The 19,868-nt window shown below is 72.6% G+C and carries 16 protein-coding genes; 7 read left to right on the plus strand and 9 right to left on the minus strand.

Features of this window, described 5'->3' with window-relative positions:
- The first annotated feature begins 25 nt into the window (after positions 1 to 25).
- Positions 26 to 3,466 (plus strand): ATP-binding protein, encoded by a 3,441-nt coding sequence (locus tag SM447_RS00460; protein WP_474570706.1) that lies wholly within the window; start codon positions 26 to 28, stop codon positions 3,464 to 3,466.
- 91 nt (positions 3,467 to 3,557) lie between these two features.
- Here the strand turns inward: SM447_RS00460 and SM447_RS00465 are convergent, their stop codons facing one another.
- The 3 genes from SM447_RS00465 to SM447_RS00475 form a co-directional block, all read right to left on the minus strand.
- The gene (locus tag SM447_RS00465) at positions 3,558 to 4,415 is read right to left on the minus strand and encodes an ABC transporter permease (RefSeq protein WP_474570707.1); all 858 of its coding nucleotides are present in this window, start codon (positions 4,413 to 4,415) and stop codon (positions 3,558 to 3,560) included.
- Positions 4,412 to 5,425, minus strand: a complete 1,014-nt coding sequence (locus SM447_RS00470) for an ATP-binding cassette domain-containing protein (protein WP_474570708.1) — start codon at positions 5,423 to 5,425, stop codon at positions 4,412 to 4,414. Before SM447_RS00470 ends, SM447_RS00465 begins: the two co-directional genes overlap by 4 nt.
- 271 nt (positions 5,426 to 5,696) lie before the next feature.
- The gene (locus tag SM447_RS00475) at positions 5,697 to 6,683 is read right to left on the minus strand and encodes an aldo/keto reductase (RefSeq protein WP_474570709.1); all 987 of its coding nucleotides are present in this window, start codon (positions 6,681 to 6,683) and stop codon (positions 5,697 to 5,699) included.
- A gap of 195 nt (positions 6,684 to 6,878) precedes the next feature.
- On the opposite strand from SM447_RS00475, the gene SM447_RS00480 reads away from it, so the two are divergent.
- The gene (locus SM447_RS00480) at positions 6,879 to 10,049 is read left to right on the plus strand and encodes an NACHT domain-containing protein (RefSeq protein WP_474570710.1); all 3,171 of its coding nucleotides are present in this window, start codon (positions 6,879 to 6,881) and stop codon (positions 10,047 to 10,049) included.
- A gap of 16 nt (positions 10,050 to 10,065) precedes the next feature.
- Here the strand turns inward: SM447_RS00480 and SM447_RS00485 are convergent, their stop codons facing one another.
- Positions 10,066 to 10,296: a Rho termination factor N-terminal domain-containing protein gene (locus tag SM447_RS00485; protein ID WP_474570711.1), complete on the minus strand. Its 231-nt coding sequence runs from the start codon at positions 10,294 to 10,296 to the stop codon at positions 10,066 to 10,068.
- A 76-nt stretch (positions 10,297 to 10,372) separates the two neighbouring features.
- Positions 10,373 to 11,305 carry a ParA family protein gene (locus tag SM447_RS00490; RefSeq protein WP_474570712.1) on the minus strand — a complete coding sequence of 311 codons (933 nt, stop codon included), beginning with the start codon at positions 11,303 to 11,305 and terminating at the stop codon, positions 10,373 to 10,375.
- 100 nt (positions 11,306 to 11,405) lie between these two features.
- On the opposite strand from SM447_RS00490, the gene SM447_RS00495 reads away from it, so the two are divergent.
- Together SM447_RS00495 and SM447_RS00500 are read left to right on the plus strand one after the other, a co-directional pair.
- Positions 11,406 to 11,909: an ArsR/SmtB family transcription factor gene (locus SM447_RS00495; RefSeq protein WP_474570713.1), complete on the plus strand. Its 504-nt coding sequence runs from the start codon at positions 11,406 to 11,408 to the stop codon at positions 11,907 to 11,909.
- A gap of 96 nt (positions 11,910 to 12,005) precedes the next feature.
- Positions 12,006 to 13,478, plus strand: a complete 1,473-nt coding sequence (locus SM447_RS00500; RefSeq protein WP_474570714.1) for a serine hydrolase domain-containing protein — start codon at positions 12,006 to 12,008, stop codon at positions 13,476 to 13,478.
- Between the two features lie 5 nt (positions 13,479 to 13,483).
- Here the strand turns inward: SM447_RS00500 and SM447_RS00505 are convergent, their stop codons facing one another.
- Genes SM447_RS00505 through SM447_RS00515 form a run of 3 tightly spaced genes read right to left on the minus strand, consistent with a single transcriptional unit; the run spans position 13,484 to position 15,902 of the window.
- Positions 13,484 to 14,185 (minus strand): YqeB family protein, encoded by a 702-nt coding sequence (locus tag SM447_RS00505; protein ID WP_474570715.1) that lies wholly within the window; start codon positions 14,183 to 14,185, stop codon positions 13,484 to 13,486.
- On the minus strand, positions 14,182 to 14,970 hold the full coding sequence (locus SM447_RS00510) for an ABC transporter permease (protein WP_474570716.1): 789 nt from the start codon (positions 14,968 to 14,970) through the stop codon (positions 14,182 to 14,184). The genes SM447_RS00505 and SM447_RS00510 overlap by 4 nt, the downstream gene beginning before the upstream one ends.
- Positions 14,967 to 15,902, minus strand: coding sequence for an ABC transporter ATP-binding protein (locus SM447_RS00515; RefSeq protein ID WP_474570717.1), 936 nt, complete (start codon positions 15,900 to 15,902; stop codon positions 14,967 to 14,969). The genes SM447_RS00510 and SM447_RS00515 overlap by 4 nt, the downstream gene beginning before the upstream one ends.
- Positions 15,903 to 16,034: 132 nt before the next feature.
- Here SM447_RS00515 and SM447_RS00520 point away from each other — a divergent pair, with 132 nt between their 5' ends.
- From SM447_RS00520 to SM447_RS00530, 3 genes are all read left to right on the plus strand, one after another.
- Positions 16,035 to 17,282: a sensor histidine kinase gene (locus tag SM447_RS00520; RefSeq protein WP_474570718.1), complete on the plus strand. Its 1,248-nt coding sequence runs from the start codon at positions 16,035 to 16,037 to the stop codon at positions 17,280 to 17,282.
- A 65-nt stretch (positions 17,283 to 17,347) separates the two neighbouring features.
- On the plus strand, positions 17,348 to 18,064 hold the full coding sequence (locus tag SM447_RS00525; RefSeq protein ID WP_474571216.1) for a response regulator: 717 nt from the start codon (positions 17,348 to 17,350) through the stop codon (positions 18,062 to 18,064).
- 113 nt (positions 18,065 to 18,177) lie between these two features.
- A complete protein-coding gene (locus SM447_RS00530) occupies positions 18,178 to 18,753 on the plus strand; it encodes a hypothetical protein (RefSeq protein ID WP_474570719.1) in 576 nt (191 codons plus the stop codon).
- Positions 18,754 to 18,845: 92 nt separating this feature from the next.
- On the opposite strand, the gene SM447_RS00535 is transcribed toward SM447_RS00530, so the two are convergent.
- A complete protein-coding gene (locus SM447_RS00535; protein ID WP_474570720.1) occupies positions 18,846 to 19,634 on the minus strand; it encodes a D-Ala-D-Ala carboxypeptidase family metallohydrolase in 789 nt (262 codons plus the stop codon).
- Positions 19,635 to 19,868: the final 234 nt, after the last annotated feature.

The following is a 19,868-nucleotide window of genomic DNA, read 5'->3' on the forward strand; positions in this document are numbered from 1 at the left end:
GCCTGTTCGGCTACCGTCGGTTGCCATGAGGGCGCAGGCCGGCGGAGCCATGATCGGGCGGGATCATCCCGCCAGCCTGTTGCGGGGCGAGGTCGACCGGGCCACGGCCAGCCACGGCGGCCTGGTCCTGGTCGCCGGGGAGCCCGGCATCGGCAAGACGACCCTGGTGACCGCCGCCGCCGACGAGGCCCGCCGACAGGGTGCGCTGGTGCTCGGCGGTGCCTGCTGGGACTCGACGAGCGCCCCCGGCTACTGGCCCTGGACGCAGGTGCTGCGCCGGTTGCGGCGCTCGCCGGAGGACTGGGCGGTGGCCCGGGATTCCGCCGAGCCGGCGCTCGCGCTGCTGCTCGGCGAGGGCAGCGCCCTGACACCGGCCACGCCTCATGGCGAGGGTGACACGGCGGAGCAGGAGGCGTTCGCCCTCTACGACGCGGTCACCACCGCCCTGGTCGCGGTCTCGCAGCGCCGGCCGGTCATGGTGATCCTCGACGACCTGCACTGGGCCGACGCGGCGTCGATGCGGCTGTTGCGCTTCGCCGCCCAGCACACCTGGTTCGAGCGGCTGCTGCTCGTCGGCACGTACCGCGACGCCGAGGTGGAGGCCACCGACCATCCGCTGCGTCCGTTGCTGATGTCGCTGGTGGCCAAGGCCACCACGATCAGCCTCACCGGCCTGGCCCGGGACGAGGTCGGCGCGTTGATGGCCCGCACCGCCGGTCGGGTGCCCGACCCGCAGTGCGTCGACGACGTGCACCGGCGTACCGGCGGCAACCCGTTCTTCGTGGAGCAGACCGCTCGGCTGTGGCACGCCGACGGCGCGCTGGCCACCATTCCACCCGGCGTCCGGGAGGTGGTTCGGCGTCGGCTGGACCACCTGCCCACCATGGTGACCGACGCGCTCACCGGCGCCGCCGTGCTGGGGCGGGAGTGCCACGGTGAGGTGCTCGCCGCCTGTGCCGGCCTGCCGTCGACCCGGGTCGGTGAGCTGCTGGACGTCGCGGTCACCGCGCGACTGCTGCTCGCTCTCGGCGACGGCCGGTACGCCTTCGTCCACGATCTGGTGCGTGAGACGCTCTACGACGGTCTCTCCGATGACGAGCGAACCAACTGGCACGCCACCGTGGTGCGGGCCGTCGAGGAGCACGAGGCCCTGGGCAGGTTGCTGATCCCGGCGGACGTGGCCCGCCACGCGTGGCTGGCCGGTACGCGGCTCGACGCGTTCCGCGTCACCGAGCTGCTGCTCGACGCCGCTCGCGACGCGAGGTGCCGGCTGGCGCTTGACGAGTCCACCGTCCACCTGCGGCGGGCGTTGGAGGTGGTGCGGGACGACCTCCAACGAGTCAAGATCATGACGGCGTTGACCGACCAACTGTTCCACACCGGCCAGCGCGAGGAGGCACGCCAACTGCTCAGCGATGCCACGGCGTTCGCCCTGATGGTCGACGACTCGGCGGCGCTGGCCCGGTTCGCCCTCAACGTGCGTCGCCACTGGCAGGTCGAGGCCATACCCGGCGTCGACGGTGAGGCGTTGCTGCGCGAGGCGTACCGGCGGCTCATCGGCGAACCGGACGACAGCGCCGGGCCGGCCGTCCTCGAAGCCGACCTGATCACCGCATCCGAGACGCTCGCGCGGTCGACCCGGGACGACGAGGCGCTCACCTTCAGCCTGTGGGTGCGCCACGATTCCACCTGGGGGTTGGGTACGGCTCCCGAACGGGCCGCTCTCACCGCGGAGATCCGCGACGTCGCCCGCCGCAACAGCGACCGGGAGACCGAGCTGTGGTCCACCTCCCTGCGCTGGGTGGCGCTGGTGGAACTCGGTGACCCGCACTACCTCGACGAACTCACCGCCTTCGTGGCCGGCGGGCGGGCGACCGGCAAACCCCGGCACCGGATGGCGGCGGCCATCGACAGCGGCATCATCAACGCCTTCCGGGGCGACTTCGCGGCGGCCGAGACCTGCTACGCCGAACTGGGTGAACTGGACGAGTGGGAGCACGCCGACCACGCCTTTCTCGGTCATCACCTGCGCTGGGCGCTGCTGGTGCTGCGGGGCTGCTCCGACGAGGCCGACACTCTGCTCGACGGGCTCACTCCCGCCGACCATCCCCATCTCGGCCTGCTGCGGGCGATCACCGCCGCCGAACGTGGTGACCACGGCACCGCCGCCCGTCTCACCGGGGAGTTCGAGGCCGCCGGTACCCGGTTCGCCAACTCGATCTCCCCGCTGTGGTTGCGGTTGCGGGCCCACGCCACGGTCGCCGACCCGAGCCGCTGCGCCGAAGTCCGTGCGGCTCTGCTGCCGTACCGGGGCCAGTGGCTCGTCTCGCTGTACGGCTGCGACCTCAGCGGCCCGGTCGACCACTGGCTCGCCGTGGTCGACGCCGCCGAGCGGCGCTGGGACGACGCGGTCGAAGGGTTCTCCGCCGCCCGCGCCGCCGCCGACCGGATGGGTTCCCGCCCGTGGTCGCTGATCGCCCGCGCGGCACTCGCCGACGCACTGACCGCCCGTGGCGGCACCGGTGACGCGGCGAGCGCCGCCGCCCTGCGCGCCGACGCCGAGCGGGAGGCCCGCGAACTCGACATGCCGCAGGTCCTGGCCCGACTCGCCACCGCAACGCCGGCCCCGCCGGCCACCCCGACCGTGCCCGGCGCCGACTCGTCCGGCTCGGTGTCGGCCGGCCCAGCCTCGGCCGGTCCGGTGTCGGTCGGTCCGGTGTCGGCCGGCCCAGCGTCGGTCGGCCCGGCGGTGGCCGGTTCGGCGGTGGCCGGTTCGGCGGTGGCCGGTTCGGCGGCGGGATCGGCAGCAGCCGCACTGAGTGCGGCGGGGATGGGGCCGGCCGTAACCGGGCCGCGACCGGTCGGGGTGGCGGGGTCGGTGCCGGTGGGGGCGGCCGCGAACGGTGGAGCGGTGGGGCCGGCGTACGAGTTCCGACGGGACGGTGCCGTCTGGCGACTCACCTTCGACGGGCGCACTGTCCACCTGCCCGACGCCAAGGGACTGCACGACCTGCGCCTGCTGCTCGGCCGACCGGGCGTCGACGTGCCCGCGGTCGAACTGCTCGACCCGGCCGCCGGTCCGGAGCTGGTCGCCGCCCGCCGGATGGGCGGTGACGAGGTGCTCGACGACGAAGCGAAGAACCGCTACCGGCGTCACCTGGAACGGCTCGACGACGAGATCGACCTGGCGGCCCGGCGCGGCGACGAGGGCAGGGTGGCGGCGCTGGACACCGAGCGGCAGGCGCTGATCGACCAGTTGCGGGCCGCCGCCGGGTTGGCCGGACGTACCCGTCGGCTCGGCGACGAGGCGGAACGGGCCCGCAAGACGGTGACCGCCCGCATCCGCGACACCCTGCGGCGTCTCGATCAGCGGCACCCACCGCTCGCCGCCCACCTGCGCGGCACGGTCTCCACCGGCGCCGCCTGCCGCTACCTCCCACCCACCCCCGTCCCCTGGCACCTCTGACGCGACCCGACCCAAGTTGACCATGAGGTTGACGGCAATCTCTGATCTTCAGAGTGCCGCCAACCTCATGACCAACGGTGCCGGGGGTGGGTCAGCGGCGGTTGTAGCGGTACATGGTGAGGGTGCCGAAAACGACGATGAAGAGGGCGCTCCAGAGGAGCATCCACATCATGGCGGACGTGTCCGTCGTGCCGGCCATCGCGGCGCGCACCGAGGAGACCAGATGCGTGATCGGGTTGGCCTTGACGAACGCCTGAAGCCAGCCGGGCATGGTGGACGGGTCGACGAAGACGTTGCTCAGGAACGTCAACGGGAACAGCACCATCATGCTGACCCCCATCACCGACTTCTCGCTGCGCAGGATCAGCCCGAAGAACGTCCACACCCAGGAGAACGCGAACGAGAAGACCACCAGCAGGCCGATCCCGGTGAGGACGCCGACCACGCCGCCGTCCGGACGGAAACCGAGCACCAGGCCGACGGTGAGGATCACCACCGCCGCGAGGACGTAGCGCAGCACGTCGCCGACGATCATGCCGACCAGGGCGGCGGGCCGCCACACCGGGAGTGTCCGGAACCGGTCGAAGACGCCCTTCTCGATGTCGGTGTTCAACCCGACACCGGTGTACATGGTGATCATCACGACGCTGGTCACCATGATGCCCGGCAGGAAGAACTGCAGGTAGTCACGGGGGCTGTCGGCGAGAGCGCCACCGAACAGGTACGTGAACATCAGCACCATGATGATCGGGAACGCGGTCACGTCGAAGAGCTGCTCCGGCACGTGCTTGATCTTCAGCAGGGCGCGCCAGCTGAACGTCAGGGACGCCGACAGCGGGCTCGGCCGCGGCGGTCGGGCACCCGGCGCGAGGACCGTCGCCAACGCCTCGGACGAGGGGACGTAGACCGTCGGCGCCCGGCCGGTCGAGGTGGCGGTGTCGCTGCTCATCGGGCTGCCTCCAGCTCGTCGTCCCGCTCGTCCTCGGCCGGCACGGCGGGGTGGTCGGTCAGGGCCAGGAAGACCTCGTCCAGGCTCGGCTGGCCGAGGGAGAAGTCGTCGACCACGATCCCGGCGCGCGACAGCTCGCCCAACGCCAGGGCGGCCTGGGCGCTGGCGTCCAGGTCGCTGCCGTCACCGCCGACCCGGGCGGTGATCGCCACCGGATCGGCCTCCAACTGGACCGGTACGCTCAGCGCCGCGCGCAGCACCCGCTCGGCCTCGGGCCGCTGGTCCGCGTCCCGCAGCCGCAGGTGGACCGTGCCGGAGCCGACCGACGACTTCAACTCGCCCGGGGTGCCCTCCGCGATCACCCGGCCGTGGTCGACCACCGCGATCCGGCTGGCCAGCTTGTCCGCCTCGTCCAGGTACTGCGTGGTCAGCAGCACGGTCGTGCCGTGCGCCACCACCGCCCGGACGATCTCCCACACCTGGTTGCGACTGCGCGGGTCCAGTCCGGTCGTCGGCTCGTCGAGGAACAGCAGGTCGGGGGTGTTGAGGATGCTCGCCGCGATGTCGATGCGCCGCCGCATGCCACCCGAGTACTTCTTCACCTGCCGTCCGGCCGCCTCGGTCAACCCGAACGCGGTCAGCAACTGCTCCGCCCGTTGCCGGGCGGCGGACTTGGGCAGCCCGAGCAGCCGGCCCAGCAGGATGAGATTCTCCATGCCGGTCAGGTCCTCGTCGACCGAGGCGTACTGGCCGGTCAGACTGACCCGGGCGCGCACCGCGTCGGCCTCGGCGACCACGTCGTGACCGAACACGCGGGCCTGCCCGCCGTCCGGGCGCAGCAGGGTGGCCAGCACGCGTACCGCCGTGGTCTTGCCGGCCCCGTTCGGACCGAGCAGGCCGTACACGGCGCCGGCAGGAACCTGGAGGTCTATGCCGGCGAGTGCACGGGTCTCACCGAACGACCGGGTCAGACCCTCGGCCTCGATGGCGAGGCCGGTCCGTCTACTCATGATTGGGTTGTTCCTTCCGCTCGTCACACCTGCGAGCCGGTCGCGTGTCAACACCGCGATCCGACGCCCCACCACATCCCACGGGTACGACAGAATCTTCCTCCCGTGGCCGCCCGCCTGCTACAACGACGCCGGACGGCGGGTGATGGCCGGCGGTGACCGGCTCACCCCACAGGCGCGAGACGGCGGACAGCCGCCGCTAGATCAGATCTAGCGGCGGCTGTCCTGACACCACCCGCCGGCAGTGCGCCGGTGGCGCTGCCGGCCCCCGTTACCAGGCGGTGTCGAGCCGGTGCCGCTGCTCGGGCGTCAGTTCCAGGTCCACGGCCGCGAGGCTCTCGTCCAACTGCGCCACCGAGGAGACTCCCACCAGCGGGATGGTGGGGATCTCACCGTCGATCAGCCAGGCCAGGACCACCTGGTTGACCGTCGCTCCGGTCTGCTCCGCCACCTCCCGCAGCGCGGCCAGCCGAACCGGTGCGCTCGGCAGGTCGTACTCCGGCCCCAGCGGCTTGTCCGGACGGACGTAGGCGCCCCACAGCAGTGACCCGTACGACACCAGGGTCAGGCCGGGTTCGGCCCGCAGGTAGCTGACCAGGTCGCCGCCGACTGCCCCCACGTTGCCGTCGGGGTCGAGGTCGGTCGGTCCGTCCAGCCGGGCGGGCAGGTAGCTGCGGTGGTACTGGAGCACCTCGTACCCGGGCAGGCCGGCCGCGGCGGCCAGCGCGCGGGCCCGCTCGACCCGCCAGGTGCGGTGGTTGCTCGCCCCGAGCAGCCCGACCGTGCCCTCGGCGACCAGTTCGGCGAAGCCCTCCACGGTCTCCCGGATCGGCACCTCGTGGTCCTCGATGTGGGCGTAGAGCAGGTCCAGCCGGTCCACGCCGAGACGTTCCCGGCTGCGTTCCGCGGACTCCCGGATCACCTTGGCCGACAGCCCCTCCCGATTGTCGACATAGCTGGTGCCGGGGGCCAGCGGTCGCGCGCCGAGCTTCGTGGCGATGACGATCTCGTCGCCGACGCCCCGGCTGCGCCGCCACCGGCCCAGCAACTCCTCGCTGTCGCCGCCCTGCCCGCCGGTCATCCAGAACGCGTAGTTGTTCGACGTGTCGATGAAGGTGCCGCCGGCCTCGACGAACCGGTCCAGGATCGCGTACGAGGTGGCCTCGTCGGTCTTCGTGCCGAACAGCATCGCGCCGAGGCTGAGCACGCTGACCTCGCGCCGGGTACGCGGGTCACTGCCGATCGTGCGGTAACGCATCAGAACTCCTCTCGTGCGCCCGAAGGGGTGGACGCCGCATCAGCCTGCGTCTTCGAGCGCACTCGAGGTCAACCCCTTGACCCTCCCCGCATGGCCGAAGGTCCATCGACGGTGACACCTGAGCCCGGTGCGGACCGGCAGCCCCGCCCATACGGTGTGTTCCTGTCCGATCTCACTGAGTAGAGGAGCTGTGCCGTGCCGGAGCTGCCGGACCTGCCATTCGGCTGGGAGTACGCGGGACTCGGGCTCTTCCTGGTGGCGGTGCTCGTCGGGGTGGTGCAACAGTTCTTCGCCGACTGGGCCAGGTCACTCCTGGCGCGGCTGTGGGGTCTTGTCGCCGGTCGGCGGCGCGGCATCCGGCGGGACGAGTGGCGTCGCTACCGCGCCTGGGTCGCCCGCACCTACAACCGGATGGAACTCGGCTTTCTCCGGGACGTCTCGGTCGCGCTCGACGAGGTGTACGTGCCATTGGAGTACGAGCAGGACGGTCGGCGGGTCGACGTCTACCGCGACCTCCAGGGCCGCCGACGCACGGTGATCCTCGGTGCGGCGGGCGCCGGAAAGTCGATGCTGCTGCGGCACTCGATGGTGCGCTGGGCCGCCGCGCCCGAGCGGTTCGAGCGAGTACCGGTCCTGGTCGAACTGGCTCGATCCAATCCGGACGGCCGCACCATCCGGCAGCTGATCACGGAGGCTCTCGGCCGGCTCGACGAGGAATCCGGGCGTCGCCGTCGGCACCGCCCCGCCCGCCCGCTCGTCGCCGACGCGCATCAGGTCGCCGAGATGGCGCTCGCCAGTGGCCGACTCTGCGTGTTCCTCGACGGGCTCGACGAGGTGGTCACCGAGCGGCGGGCCACTGTCGCCGAGGACATCAAGGAGTTCGCCGAGCGTCATTCGACGACGCAGATCGTGGTGACCTGCCGTGACGCGGTCTACGACGGCGACCTGCGGCCCGTCTTCGACCGGGAGATCCGGGTGACCGGCTTCGACGACGCCGGCATCCGGCACTTCCTGCGGCTGTGGTTCAACCGGGGCTCGGCCATGGGTGAGGAGCAGCACGGCCGTGACGAGGTGCGGACCGACCCTCGGCACATCGTGGAGCAGCTCATGGCGGAGCTGCGGTCGAGCGCGACGATGATGCGGCTGGCCCGCAGCCCGCTCATGCTCACGATGATCACCACGCTGTACGAGGCGGACGCGGGCACCGGCCCGATGGTGACCAACTCGCGGGCCGAGTTCTACCAGCAGGCCATCGACCACCTGCTGCGCCGGGACCGGGATCTCGGCCGGCACCGCAACCTGGCCCGCTACCAGGCGGGTCACAAACTCATGGCGCTGCGGGCGATCGCGCTGGCCGCGCAGGGCGGCCGGTCCCAGGGCACGGACCATCGGGTGATCGGCGAGGCGGAGGTGTACGCCGAACTCGCCCGCATCCTGCCCCGGTTCCGCCTGGCCGAGGAGCACCTGCCGCGCATGGTCGACGAGATCGTGGAGCGCAGCGGGCTGCTGATCCGCATCGACGACAACAACCTGCTCTACGAGTTCGCCCACATGACCCTGCAGGAGTACCTGGCGGCGGTGGAACTCGCCGACGACCCCGACCGGCTGCTCGGGCTGTACCGGGAGAACCCGCGCAGGTGGCGGGAGACGGTGAAACTCTGGTGCGCCGGGGCGAACCGCGACGCCTCCGGGGTGGTCCGGCAGATCTTCGCCGGCGACGAGCGGGACAGGCTGCTCGCCCTGGAGTGCGTCGCCGAGGCCCGGCAGATCGACGAGAACCTGGCCGGAGCCGTAGTGGACAGTCACCTTCGATTGCTCGGTGCGCCGGTCGCCGACAAGCACCTGGTGCTGGCGGCGCTCGGCGCGGTGGCCGGTAATCCGGGGCCGTTCGGCCAGCAACTGTTCGAGGGGCTGCGGCACCAGGCGTGGGCCGGTGGCCCGGAGGCCGTGGACGCCGTGGCGGTCCTCGCGGAGTCCCGCCGCCGCGAGGCGATCGAGCTGCTGAGCGAGATGGCGGCCCGGGTGCCGGCGGCCCGTACGGCGTTGCGGGCCACCGGGGAACTGGCCATTCCCACACTGGCCGCCCGGGCCGACGACGGCCTGGTGGCGGCCGTGGACGACCTGGCCGCCATCGGCACGCCCGCCGCTGCGGTGGCCCTCGCGGAGCTGCTGTGGGGACGCCACCGGCGGGTCGCCGTGCGCGCGGCGTGGCGGTTGGCCGTCCTGGTCGGCGCACCGGACGTGGAGAACGAACTCCGCAGGTTCGACCCCGCGCCCGTGGAGGCGGCGGCCGTGGCGGCCGCGACGGCGCGGTTGACCGACCGGCGACCGGGACGCCTGCCCGGCGCGGAGTGGTACGACTGGTTGTGGGCGCCCTTCGAGCCGGGTACCGCCATCGCCCGGACGATGGGCCGCCTCGGCTGGCTGATCCTCGAGTCGACGAACGACGCGCCCAGCGATCTCGGCGCCGTCGACGTGCGTCTCGCGGTCGGCCTCGTCACGCGACCCGGCGTGTTCGTCGATGACCCGATGCCCAAGGAGCTGACCGAGGAGCTGAGCCGCAAGGCGCACAGCCTCGGTTACAAGCGGCTGCTCTCCGGCGTTGTCGGGGAGTACGAGATTCGCGGCATGCTCGAGGTGATCGTCCGGCGGGAGCCCGAGGCGGCACGCGACTTGGCGATGCGGGCCCTTGAGCGTCGGGTGTCCGGCTGGCGGGTCGCGTTGCTGGCCAGCCTTCCGACGCCGGTGCTGGCCGAGCTGGCCGGTCGCCTGTGGACAGCCGCCCGGCTCGACGCCGATCTGCGTGACTGGCGGACGCTCAACGAGCGGCCGGAGTCACCCACGGTCCTGGTCTTCCTGCGCAACGTCGCCGTGACGCTCGGGGTACTGGCCGCTGTGGCCCTGATCGGCATCGCGATCATCCGGTCGTTCAGCACGGTGCTCGGTCGTCGGTGGGCGTGGGGGACGGAGGACCTGGCGGCGCTCGTACTGATGTGCGCGGGAATTCTCGTCATCTCCTTCGTGGTCGCACTGTTCATGCCAGCCGACCGCGACCTGCTGTGGATGCCTGCCGTCGCTCTGATGCTCAGTGGGGTCGGACTGGCGGGTGCGGGTGCGCCGGTCGCGTTCGCCACCGTGGCCGGTTGGCTGGGCATCACGTTCACCGTCGTGGTGGTCGTCGCGCTGGCGGGCGCGATCGTCGTGCTCACGCGCTGGACCAGCCACCGGGAACGGGCGTTGCGTAACCCCTACCGGGCCCTGCTCGACCGGGTGCCGTCGGCGCATCCGGCCGAACGGACCGTGATCGGCCGTCAGGCCACCGGCGGCAGCGGCCGGTCGCGCCAGCCGGCCAGCACCGGCGGGTGACAAGTGCCCGCGCGGCTCAGCGGCGGCGTAGCGCGGTGGAGGTGAGGCGGTAGCCGATGGTGTGCTCGACCAGCCGCTCGACCAGGTCCGCCTTGCGCAGCCCGGCGACGCCGCGCAGCCCCAGGTCCGCGGCCAGCTTCCGCAGGTCGCGCAGCGGCCAGGGGGAGAGGTACGCCGTACCGTCGGTGCGGCTGGTCATGGTGGCCAACCGGTCGACGGTGTCGGTCACGTCGTCGCGGCTGCTCATGCCGGCCCTCCGCTGCGCTGCGGGCCGCCATGAGGCACCGACGCGCAGAGTTGATGATTCGCTCGCTGTCGCTCGCTCATGCCGACTGCCGGTCCGGTTGCAGGTGGTCGAGGAACTCGGTGGCGAGGCGGCGCAGCTCGTCGCGTACGGCGGGCACGGTGACGCGGTCGCGCAGCACCACCGGCACACCGCGCGGGGTGTTCGTCGCGTAGAGGGTGACGTTCTCCCGCAGCGCGGTGGTGAAGACCGGCAGCCCCAGGTTGCGGACCTGGTCCATGTAGCTCTGGTGGGTGGCGATGGGCTGCCGCGACAGCAACTGGATCATCGTGAAGACCACGCCGGCCACGCCGGGGGCGACCTTCTGGTGCCGGCGTACGGTGGCGAACCGGCGGGCGTCGGCGTTGTACTGCTCGACCAGTTCCCGCACGTTGCCGTGCAGGTAGTCGATGCCGAGGGTGGACAGGTAGTCGGCCCTCGCCGGGATGACCAGGTGGTCACTGGCGATGATGGCCGACTGGGTGACCACGTTGAAGTTCGGCGGGCAGTCGATCAGCACCATGTCGTACGGGTCGAGCCCGTCGGCGAGCAGCCCCTCGGCGAGCGAACCTCGGACCCGGAACAGCTCGGCGTCGTACTCCTCGCCACCGGCGACGCTGCGGGCCAGGGCCAGGTCGATGTCGACCAGTTGCAGGTGCGAGGCGATCAGGTCGAGCCGCCCGGCGCCGGTGAGCCGGGCGTTGGCCGGGCCGGGTGAGACCACCAGTTCACCGAGAGTGACCGACGGGTTGCCCTCGCGCAGGCCGTCGTACCAGCGCTTCACCGTCCGGCTGTCGCGCAGTCGTTCCCGCCAGTCGTCCGGGTCGTAGAAGCCGAAGGTCAGGCTGGCCTGCGGGTCGAGGTCGATGAGCAGCACCTTCATGCCCCGGTTGGCCAGTTCGGCCCCCAGGTTGGCGGTCACCGTGGTCTTGCCGACCCCGCCCTTGTAGTTGATTACGGACACGACATACATCGACGTACCTCCCCAAGACGACCGACGGTAGCGGGCCGTCCGGCGAAAAGTCGATCTTCCTCCGTTTGCACGTAACTACGTAAGTTCGTACCATCGAATAATGGCGAACGTGGAGGAGCGGTTGGCCGCGCTGGAGGCGCAGGTCGCCGGGCTGGTCGATCGGCTCGGCGACGCGGATCGGCCGGCATCGCCGCCCGAGGGCGTCTTCTGGGCACTCGACGGGCTCAAGCAACGACTGCCCACGGACAGTTCCGGCGCCGTGCTCTACACCGGCACCGTCCGTCTGGCCGGGCAGCACTACGACTGGCAGTACGGCCGGGGCGTCGACGACCTGCTGGCCGACGACTGGGCCGACCTGCCGGCCGTCCTGTCCGCCCTGGCCCATCCGGTACGCCTACGACTGCTGCGCGAGATCCTCGGCGGCCGGCAGGGCACCGCCGAGCTGGCCGGCATCGAGGATCTCGGCACCACCGGCCAACTGCACCACCACCTGCGCCAGCTGACCGCCGCCGGTTGGCTGCGCAGCGCCGGCCGGGGCCGGTACGCCATCCCCGCCGAGCGGGTGGTCCCGTTGCTGGCCATCCTGACCGCCGCCGGTCGTTGACCTCACCCGCCGACCCGCCGACCCGCCGACCCGGGCCACCACCGTGGCCGGCAGGACGGCCGCCCGTCGGTCCGGCAGGAACGGAAGGAGCACGTCATGCGCAGGACGTCCGTCATCGCCCTGGTCGCCGGGGTGGTCGCCGGCCTGGTCGGGCTCGGCGTCATGCCCCGGGAACCCCGGCTGACCGCACAGACCACCGGTGACGCCGACCTGGCCGCCGCCGCCCGGGCCGCCGTGGACGACCCCGCGGGCTACCGTGGGCTCGCCGTCGCCCTGATCGACGGAGGTCAGGTCCGCACCGCCGGCCTCGGCGACCGCGACCGCGACGGCAACCCGGTCGAGTCGGGCACCCCGTTCGAGGTCGGCTCGGTGCCCAAGGTCCTCACCGGCATGCTGCTGGCCCACCGGGCCGGCACCGGAGCCGTAAGCACCGACGACACCCTCGGCGCGACATGGCCCGCGGTCACCGGTGCCGCGCGCGACGTGACCCTGGCCGAACTGGCCAGCCACCGCTCCGGGCTGCCCCGGGTCCCGCTCGGCTCGGTCACCGACTGGGCGCGCACGCTCTGGGCCAACTACGCGGCGGGCAACCCGTACGCCGGTCAGGACGTCGACCGGGTCCGTACCGCCGCCGACGAGCACGCGCCCGGCGGCGGCCGGGGCGAGGTCGGCTACTCGAACCTCGGCATGGCACTGCTCGGCCAGGCTCTCGCGGCCGACGCCGGCACCAGCTATCCCGAGCTGCTCGACCGGGAACTGCTGACCCCGCTGGGCATGACCGGGACCGTCCAGGTCACCGCTCCGGACGCCCTGCCCGCCGGGCGCGCCGAGGGTGCCCGTGGCAGCGGTCGCACCCCCGATCCGTGGGTCGGCACCGGATATGCGCCGGCCGGCATCGGCTGGTGGTCCACGGTGGAGGATCTCGCGCGGCTGGTCACGGCCACCGCCGCCGGCACCGCGCCCGGCGCCGAGGCGCGCGACCCGCGCTTCGACGACACCGAGCGCACCCGCATCGGGTACGGCTGGTTCACCACCCGCTACGGCGAGCGCGAGATCACCTGGCACAACGGTGCCACCAGCGGTTTCCACTCGTACGTCGGCTTCGACCGGGCCACCGGACAGGGAGTGGTGGTGCTCGGCAACACCGACAAGGGAGTGGAACCGATCGGGCTGCGGCTGCTCGGGGTACCCCGCGACGAGGCCGGCAGCGCCTCGCCGGGGCTGCCCACCTGGATCGGGGTCGGGATCGCGCTGCTGTTCACCTTCATCGGTGGCCTGTCCCTGCTCGGCACCGCGCTGCGCCCCACCCTGGACCGGCTGACCGCGCTGCCGGCCGCCGTCTGGGCACTGCTCTACCCGGCCCTGGGCCACCAGTTGGGCGACTGGTCGGCCGTGCCCGGCTGGCTCTGGCCGCTCGGGCTCGCGGCCTCCGGCGCCGGGCTGGCCCTGGCCGCGTACCGCTGGCGGGAGCTGCCGGTCAATGGTGCCGCCCGGCCACGGTGGCGGGTCACGTCGGCGACCGCCTCGCTGGCCGTCGCGGGCGTACTGACCGCCGCTCTGCTCTCCTGACCCGCTCAGCCTGGTGGCCGGGCGGAGCTGGTCAACCGGAAGTGCTGCCGCTTGCCCTCGTCGCGGACCACCACGCCGTAGCGGGCCAGCTCGGCGCGCAGCTCCCGGGCCTCGCCGCCCCGGTCCTGCTCCAGCGCCTGCTGCCGGGCCCGCAGCAGCGCGTCCGCGCCGGCCGGCAGCCCCGGCAGGTCCGGCACCCAACGCCGGTACGCGGCCCGGTGCGGATCGCCGTCGAGCCACGGCCAACCGTGCTCCCGGAAGGCGGTGGCCAGCCGGTCGGCCGGCAGGTCACTGGGCTGCCGGGCAAGTTCGGCGTCGTCCGGATCGAGCAGCACCAGGTCCTTGCCGTCCACGTAGACCGCCCGGACGGTCCGCCGGTCGATCTCCCGTTGGGTGCTGCCCTGACGCAGCCCGACGCCGCTGCCCGACACGGTCACCCGTACCCGCTCGGCGGTGCCGATGACAGCGATCGCCAACCCGACCAGGACGCCGACCGCCACCCCACCGGCGAGCGCGTACCGGTCGGGCAGACCGTCGACCGCGCGGAACAGTCCCTGCGCGGGTGCCCAGGGCAGGCCGGCCACCCAGCCCGCCCCGGCCGCCAGGAGCCCACCCGCCGCGCCGCCGGCCAGCGGGATCCCGCCCCAGAGCACGACCAGCTCCAGGACTCCTCCGCTGACCACGCTCGGCGTGCCGTACGCTCTCATGCCACCTCCCGCCGCATGGTCCGCACCAGCCCGGCGACCAGCGGCACGACCAGCCACACCAGCAGCGACACCGCGAGGCGTTGCCACTGTCCGGCGGTCACCTCGGCGGTGAACAGCGGCTCCATGGTCCGTCCGGTGTCCAGCCACTCGGCCGCACGGTGCAGCCCCCGGACCAGCTCGCCCACGATCGACCAGGCGATCGGCAGCACCAGGTAGGCCACGATGGCCAGCGGGGTGTTCAGCAGCAACAGCCCGAACGCCGCCCCCATCAGCACGTTCGCCACCTGGAACACCACGGCGTGCGCCACCAGGGCGCCCTCGATCCGCCAGGTACCCGAGCCACCCGTGGCACCGGCGATGAGCGTGCCGACGGCGGCGAACGCCAGGCTGGTCAGCACCGACCCGAGCGCCGCCAGCACCACCGCGATGAGCTTGGCGACGATCACCCGCTCCCGCCGGGGCACCAGGGCGAACGTGGTCAGCGCGGTGCGCTGCGACCACTCGCTGGTGATCGACAGGATGCCGAGCACCGGCAGCAGCACCCCCACCGGCAACAGCGAGGTGATGAAGAAGGTGGTGAAGGTCTGTTCCGCAGCTTCGGCGTACACCAGCAGAAGCGCGACGATGACGGCGCTGATCAGGCCGATGGTGATCAGCAGCCAGCGGCCGGCCCGGGTGTCGACGAGCTTGCGCAGCTCCACGGCGGTCAGCCGGACCAGCGACGGCCGGTGCTCGGCCGCGCGACGCCCCGGAGTGACCTCGGGTGCGGTGGTGACGGTGGTCATCGGACGACCTCCCCGGTCGGCTCGGTGGTGGTGGAGTTCGTGGCGGTGCCGGGGTCCGACGCGGTGGCGGTGAGGGTGAGGAACAGCTGCTCCAGGCCACCACCGCCGGCCGGGCGCAGCTCGGTGAGGGCGACCCCGGCGGCCAGGGCGACCTCACCGACCGTCTCGGCGTCGGCACCGACCAGCAGCCCGTCGGAACCCTCGCTGACCGCCAGGCCGCTCCGGTGCAGCGCGCCCCGCAACGCCGTGACGTCCCGTGCGCGCACGACAGTGCCGTCGCCGGCCAGCAACTCGTCCTTGCCGCCCTGGGCCACGATCCGGCCGCCCCCGATCACCACCAGCCGGTCCGCGACCGCCTCCACCTCACGCAGGAGATGGGAGGAGAGCAGCACGGTGCCGCCCCGGTCGGCGAAGTCCCGCAGCACGCCGCGCATCCAGAAGATCCCCTCCGGGTCCAGGCCGTTGGCCGGCTCGTCCAGGACCAACACCCGGGGATCGCCCAGCAGCGCGTGGGCCAGGCCGAGCCGCTGACGCATGCCCAGCGAGTACGCGCGTACCCGGCGGCGGGCCGCCGCCGCGTTCAGCCCCACCCGGTCGAGCACCTCGTCGACCTTGCGCCGGTCGACACCCATGGTGGCCGCCGCCACGGTCAACGCCTCCCGGCCGGTCCGCCCGGCGTGCTGGGCGGAGGCGTCCAACAGCACGCCGACCGTGCGGCCCGGGTTGGGCAACTGGCGGTACGGACGTCCGTCGACCGTGGCGGTGCCGGCGGTCGGCGGGGTGAGTCCGCAGATCATGCGCATCGTGGTCGACTTGCCGGCCCCGTTGGGACCGAGGAACCCGGTGACCGTGCCCGGTTCGCAGTGGAACGACACGTCCTTGACGGCGGTGTGCCGCCCGTACCGTTTGGTGAGCTGATGTACGGCGATCATGCGGTCAGCCTGTCCGAGCCGGCCGGCCGACCGCAGCGGCCATCGGTCTGCTTCCCGCAGACCAAGGTCGACGTCCAGGTCTCGACTTTGGTAGCTGGTCCGGTGCCCGCCGGGCTGCCTACCATTGCGCCTGTGACCAGCGCCGTCGTACTGGAGCACCCGTGGCTGCTGCCCGGGTCGCTCGGCGCGGCGACCCGTCGTCGTCGGCGCACCACCCGGGACTGGCTGGTCGACAGCTTCGGTTTCCTGGTCTGCCTCGCCTGGGTGACGCTGGCCACCTTCGACGCCGCCTCCCCGAGCCCGGCGCTGGCCGAGCGGCTCCCGCACGACTGGATGATCGCGGCCGACGCCCTGCTCGGTCTGGCCTGTTCGGCGGCGCTCTGGTGGCGGCGTCGCTGGCCGGTGGGGCTGGCACTGGTCACGCTGCCACTGACGATGTTCTCCATCACCTCCGTCGCCGCCCTGCTGATCATCTACTTCACGGTGGTGGTGCACCGCCGGACGGCGGTCGCCCTGGCGGTCACCGCGGCCGGGCTGTTCACCAACATGTTCTTCGCCCTGCTGCGACCCGAGCCGGGCAGCCCGTACTGGGTCTCCACCGTCTGGGGCGTGGTGATCACCCTGCTGGTGCTGGCCTGGGGGATGTTCGTGCGGGCGCGCCGACAACTGGTGCTGTCGCTGCGCGAGCGCGCCGAGCGGGCCGAGGCCGAGCAGCAGCTGCGGGTGGCCCAGGCCCGGCAGTTGGAGCGCACCCGCATCGCCCGGGAGATGCACGACGTGCTCGCCCACCGGATCTCACTGCTCAGCCTGCACGCCGGGGCGCTGGAGTTCCGTCCCGACGCGCCCTCGCAGGAGGTGGCCCGGGCGGCCGGGGTGATCCGGGGCAGTGCGCACGCCGCACTTCAGGACCTGCGTGCGGTGATCGGCGTACTGCGCGCCGAGAACTCCCTCTCCGACGAACCGGAACGCCCCCAGCCCACCCTCGACGACCTGCCCGAGCTGGTCGCCGATTCCCGGGCCGCCGGGGTCCGCGTCGACCTGTGCGAACGGGTCTCCGCGTCGGACCGGTTGCCGGCGGCCGTGGGCCGCAGCGTCTACCGCATCGTCCAGGAGGGGCTGACCAACGCCCGCAAGCACGCCCCCGGCGCCGCCGTCACGGTCGCGCTCAGGGGGGCGCCCGGCGACGGGTTGAGCGTCGAGATCCGCAACCGTAGACCGGTGGGCGAGCCAGCCGGGTCGCCCATCCCGATCCCCGGCACCGGCACCGGACTGGTCGGCATCGCCGAACGGGTCAGCCTCGCCGGTGGGCGGCTGGAGCACGGCCGCGACGGGCAGGGCGACTTCCGACTCGCCGCCTGGTTGCCGTGGCCGACGACGTGACCGGTCGGGTGCCACCCGAGGCGGACGTGATCGCCCCGCTGCCGGCAGGGGCGGTGCGTGACGCGGTGCCGGTCGCCGGGAACGAGCCGGCGGCAGGCGACGCCGGCACCGCGCCGGGCGAGGGTCGGCCGGTGCGGATCCTGATCGTGGACGACGACGCGTTGGTACGCGCCGGACTGTCGATGATCCTCGGCGGTACGCCCGACCTGAAGGTGGTCGGCGAGGCGGCCGACGGCAGCGAGGTCATCCGGGCGGTCGCCGCCTGCCGGCCGGACGTGGTGCTGATGGACATTCGGATGCCCCAGCTGGACGGGCTGGCCGCCACCGAGGCGCTGCGCGCGCTGCCCCGGCCGCCGGAGGTGCTCGTGTTGACCACGTTCGACGCCGACGAGCACGTGCTGCGGGCGCTGCGGGCCGGTGCCGGCGGGTTCCTGCTGAAGGACACCCCGCCGCTGGAGATCGTGCGGGCGGTGCGTCGGGTGGCGGCCGGCGAGGCGACCCTGTCCCCGACGGTGACCCGGACCCTCATCGAGCACGTCATGGCGGGCCCGACGGCCGATCCGCGCCGGGACCGGGCCGCCCGGCTGATCGAGGGTCTGACTGAGCGGGAACGCGCCGTGGCGGTGGCCCTCGGCCAGGGGCGTACCAACGCCGAGATCGCCGCCGAGCTGTACATGAGCGTGGCCACCGTCAAGGCGTACGTGTCGCGACTGCTGACCCGTCTCGGTCTCAACAACCGGGTGCAGGTGGCCCTGCTCGTGCACGACGCCGGGCTGGTCTGACGGCCCGGTAACGGACCCGGTAAGGGATTTGAACTATCCGGCTGCGATGGCCGTACCACTGCCCGAGGTGCGGTGCTCAAGCGCACCGCTACCGGAGCTGCGGGAGGTCTGCCGTGCGAGTTGATGAGCAGTCGACGGATCCCATCGATCAGATTCTGGGCGAGTTGCCGGTCCCGACGCCGTTGACCCCTGAGGACGTCCGGCTGGCCGTCCGGGCGGTGGTCGTGCACGCGGCCGAGGAGTGGCCGACCGGCGCGCTGTGCCGCAACGACGGTGCCCGGTTCCCCTGCCGGCTGCATCGCTGGGGTCGGCGGGTGCTGCTGAACCACGGGCTAAACGAGCGACAGCTCGACGCCCTCATCCGGCACGGCAATCCGTTCGTGCACGTGCCGTTCCCGTTCCTGATCAACGGGCCGTCGGCGGGGCGTACCCCCGCCGCCCGTCCGGCCGGTGCCGCCGCCCGTCCGGCCGGTGCCGCCGCCCGTCCGGCCGGTGCCGCCGGCTACCCGCCACGGGCCGACCGGGCGGCGGGACATCCGGCGCGGCCCGATCGCGCCGCCGGGTACCCGACGCGTGGTCCGGTGCCGCGGGTGGCCGCACCGGCGGCGCGTACCGGCGCCCGACCCGCCGGCTCCGGCCGGCCGGTGGTACCCCCCACCACCGCGCCGCGCTGGCCGCGGGCGAGCTGAGAGGGGCTCGCCCGGCGGCGGTACGACGCCGGCCCGGAGCGCGCGGTCATTCCCCTCCCGCGCCCGGGCCGGCGTCGCGATGCAGCCTGCCGTCAGCGGTTCCCGGCGGGGATCCCGCAGTCGGGTGCCGCCCAGTAGGTGGTGTTCGGGCTGCGGTCCTGGTTGTTCTCCCGCCGCGAGTCCACGTGGACGTGGGTGTTGTGGCCGGCCACGCCCGGCCCGATGATGCCGCTGAAACCGTGGTTGCGTGCCTGGCGGGCGATCTGGCACAGCGACCTGTCGCGCGAGACGAGGTCTGCGGCGTTGCCGTAGAGGTGCTGGCTGTCCGTGGCCCCGCCCACCCGGCTGTTGCAGGTGCGGCTGCGGAAGCCACTGGTGACGATCAGCGGCCGCTCGCCGAGGCTCTTGCGCAGCGCCTCCAGTTTCCACATCGTGCGCAGCGCGTTCTGCCGGGTCTGGGCGGTGGTCAGCGGGCCACCGGACCATCCGCTGCCGCCGCAGCCCTCGTCCATCTCGCTCCAGCTGAAGTGCCGGGGGGTGCAGTCGTTGTCCTGGATCTGGTACAGCTTCGCGAAGGTCTGCGGCCCGGCGATCCCGTCGACCCTGATGCCGTACGCCGACTGGAAGCGGCGAACCGCGGCGGCGGTCTTCGGGCCGTACCGCCCGTCGAGTTCCACGATGTCGTTGTTGCCGGCCCAGCCGGCGATCCGTAGTTGCAGCTCACGTACGTCGCTGCCGGAGCGCCCCTGGTAGAGGTTGCGGTTCCAGGTGTAGCAGGCGTCGGCGTGGGCCGGTGGCGCGGCGACCACCGTGGCGACCGCGGCGCCTGGCAGGGCCAGGGCGAGGGCGACGACTGCCCGTTTCACAGTGTGTACGCGCACAGAAGTCCTCCTGAAGGCAGCAATTGGGGTGGCAGCCGGGACTTCGACCGGGTCGTCCCGTGGATCCACCCTCGCACCGGACCAGCCGATTGGAGGCGATTAACGAGAATTGTCCTCACAATTTGCCGTACCTGGGCATTGGCTGGGAATTAAGGCCATTTGCGAAACAGGCAATCGACGGCGAGCGGCCCGAGAAAGGCGATTTCGGCGCGGAAGGTCGCAGCCGGTGCCACG

The organism is Micromonospora aridisoli (assembly GCF_056150025.1).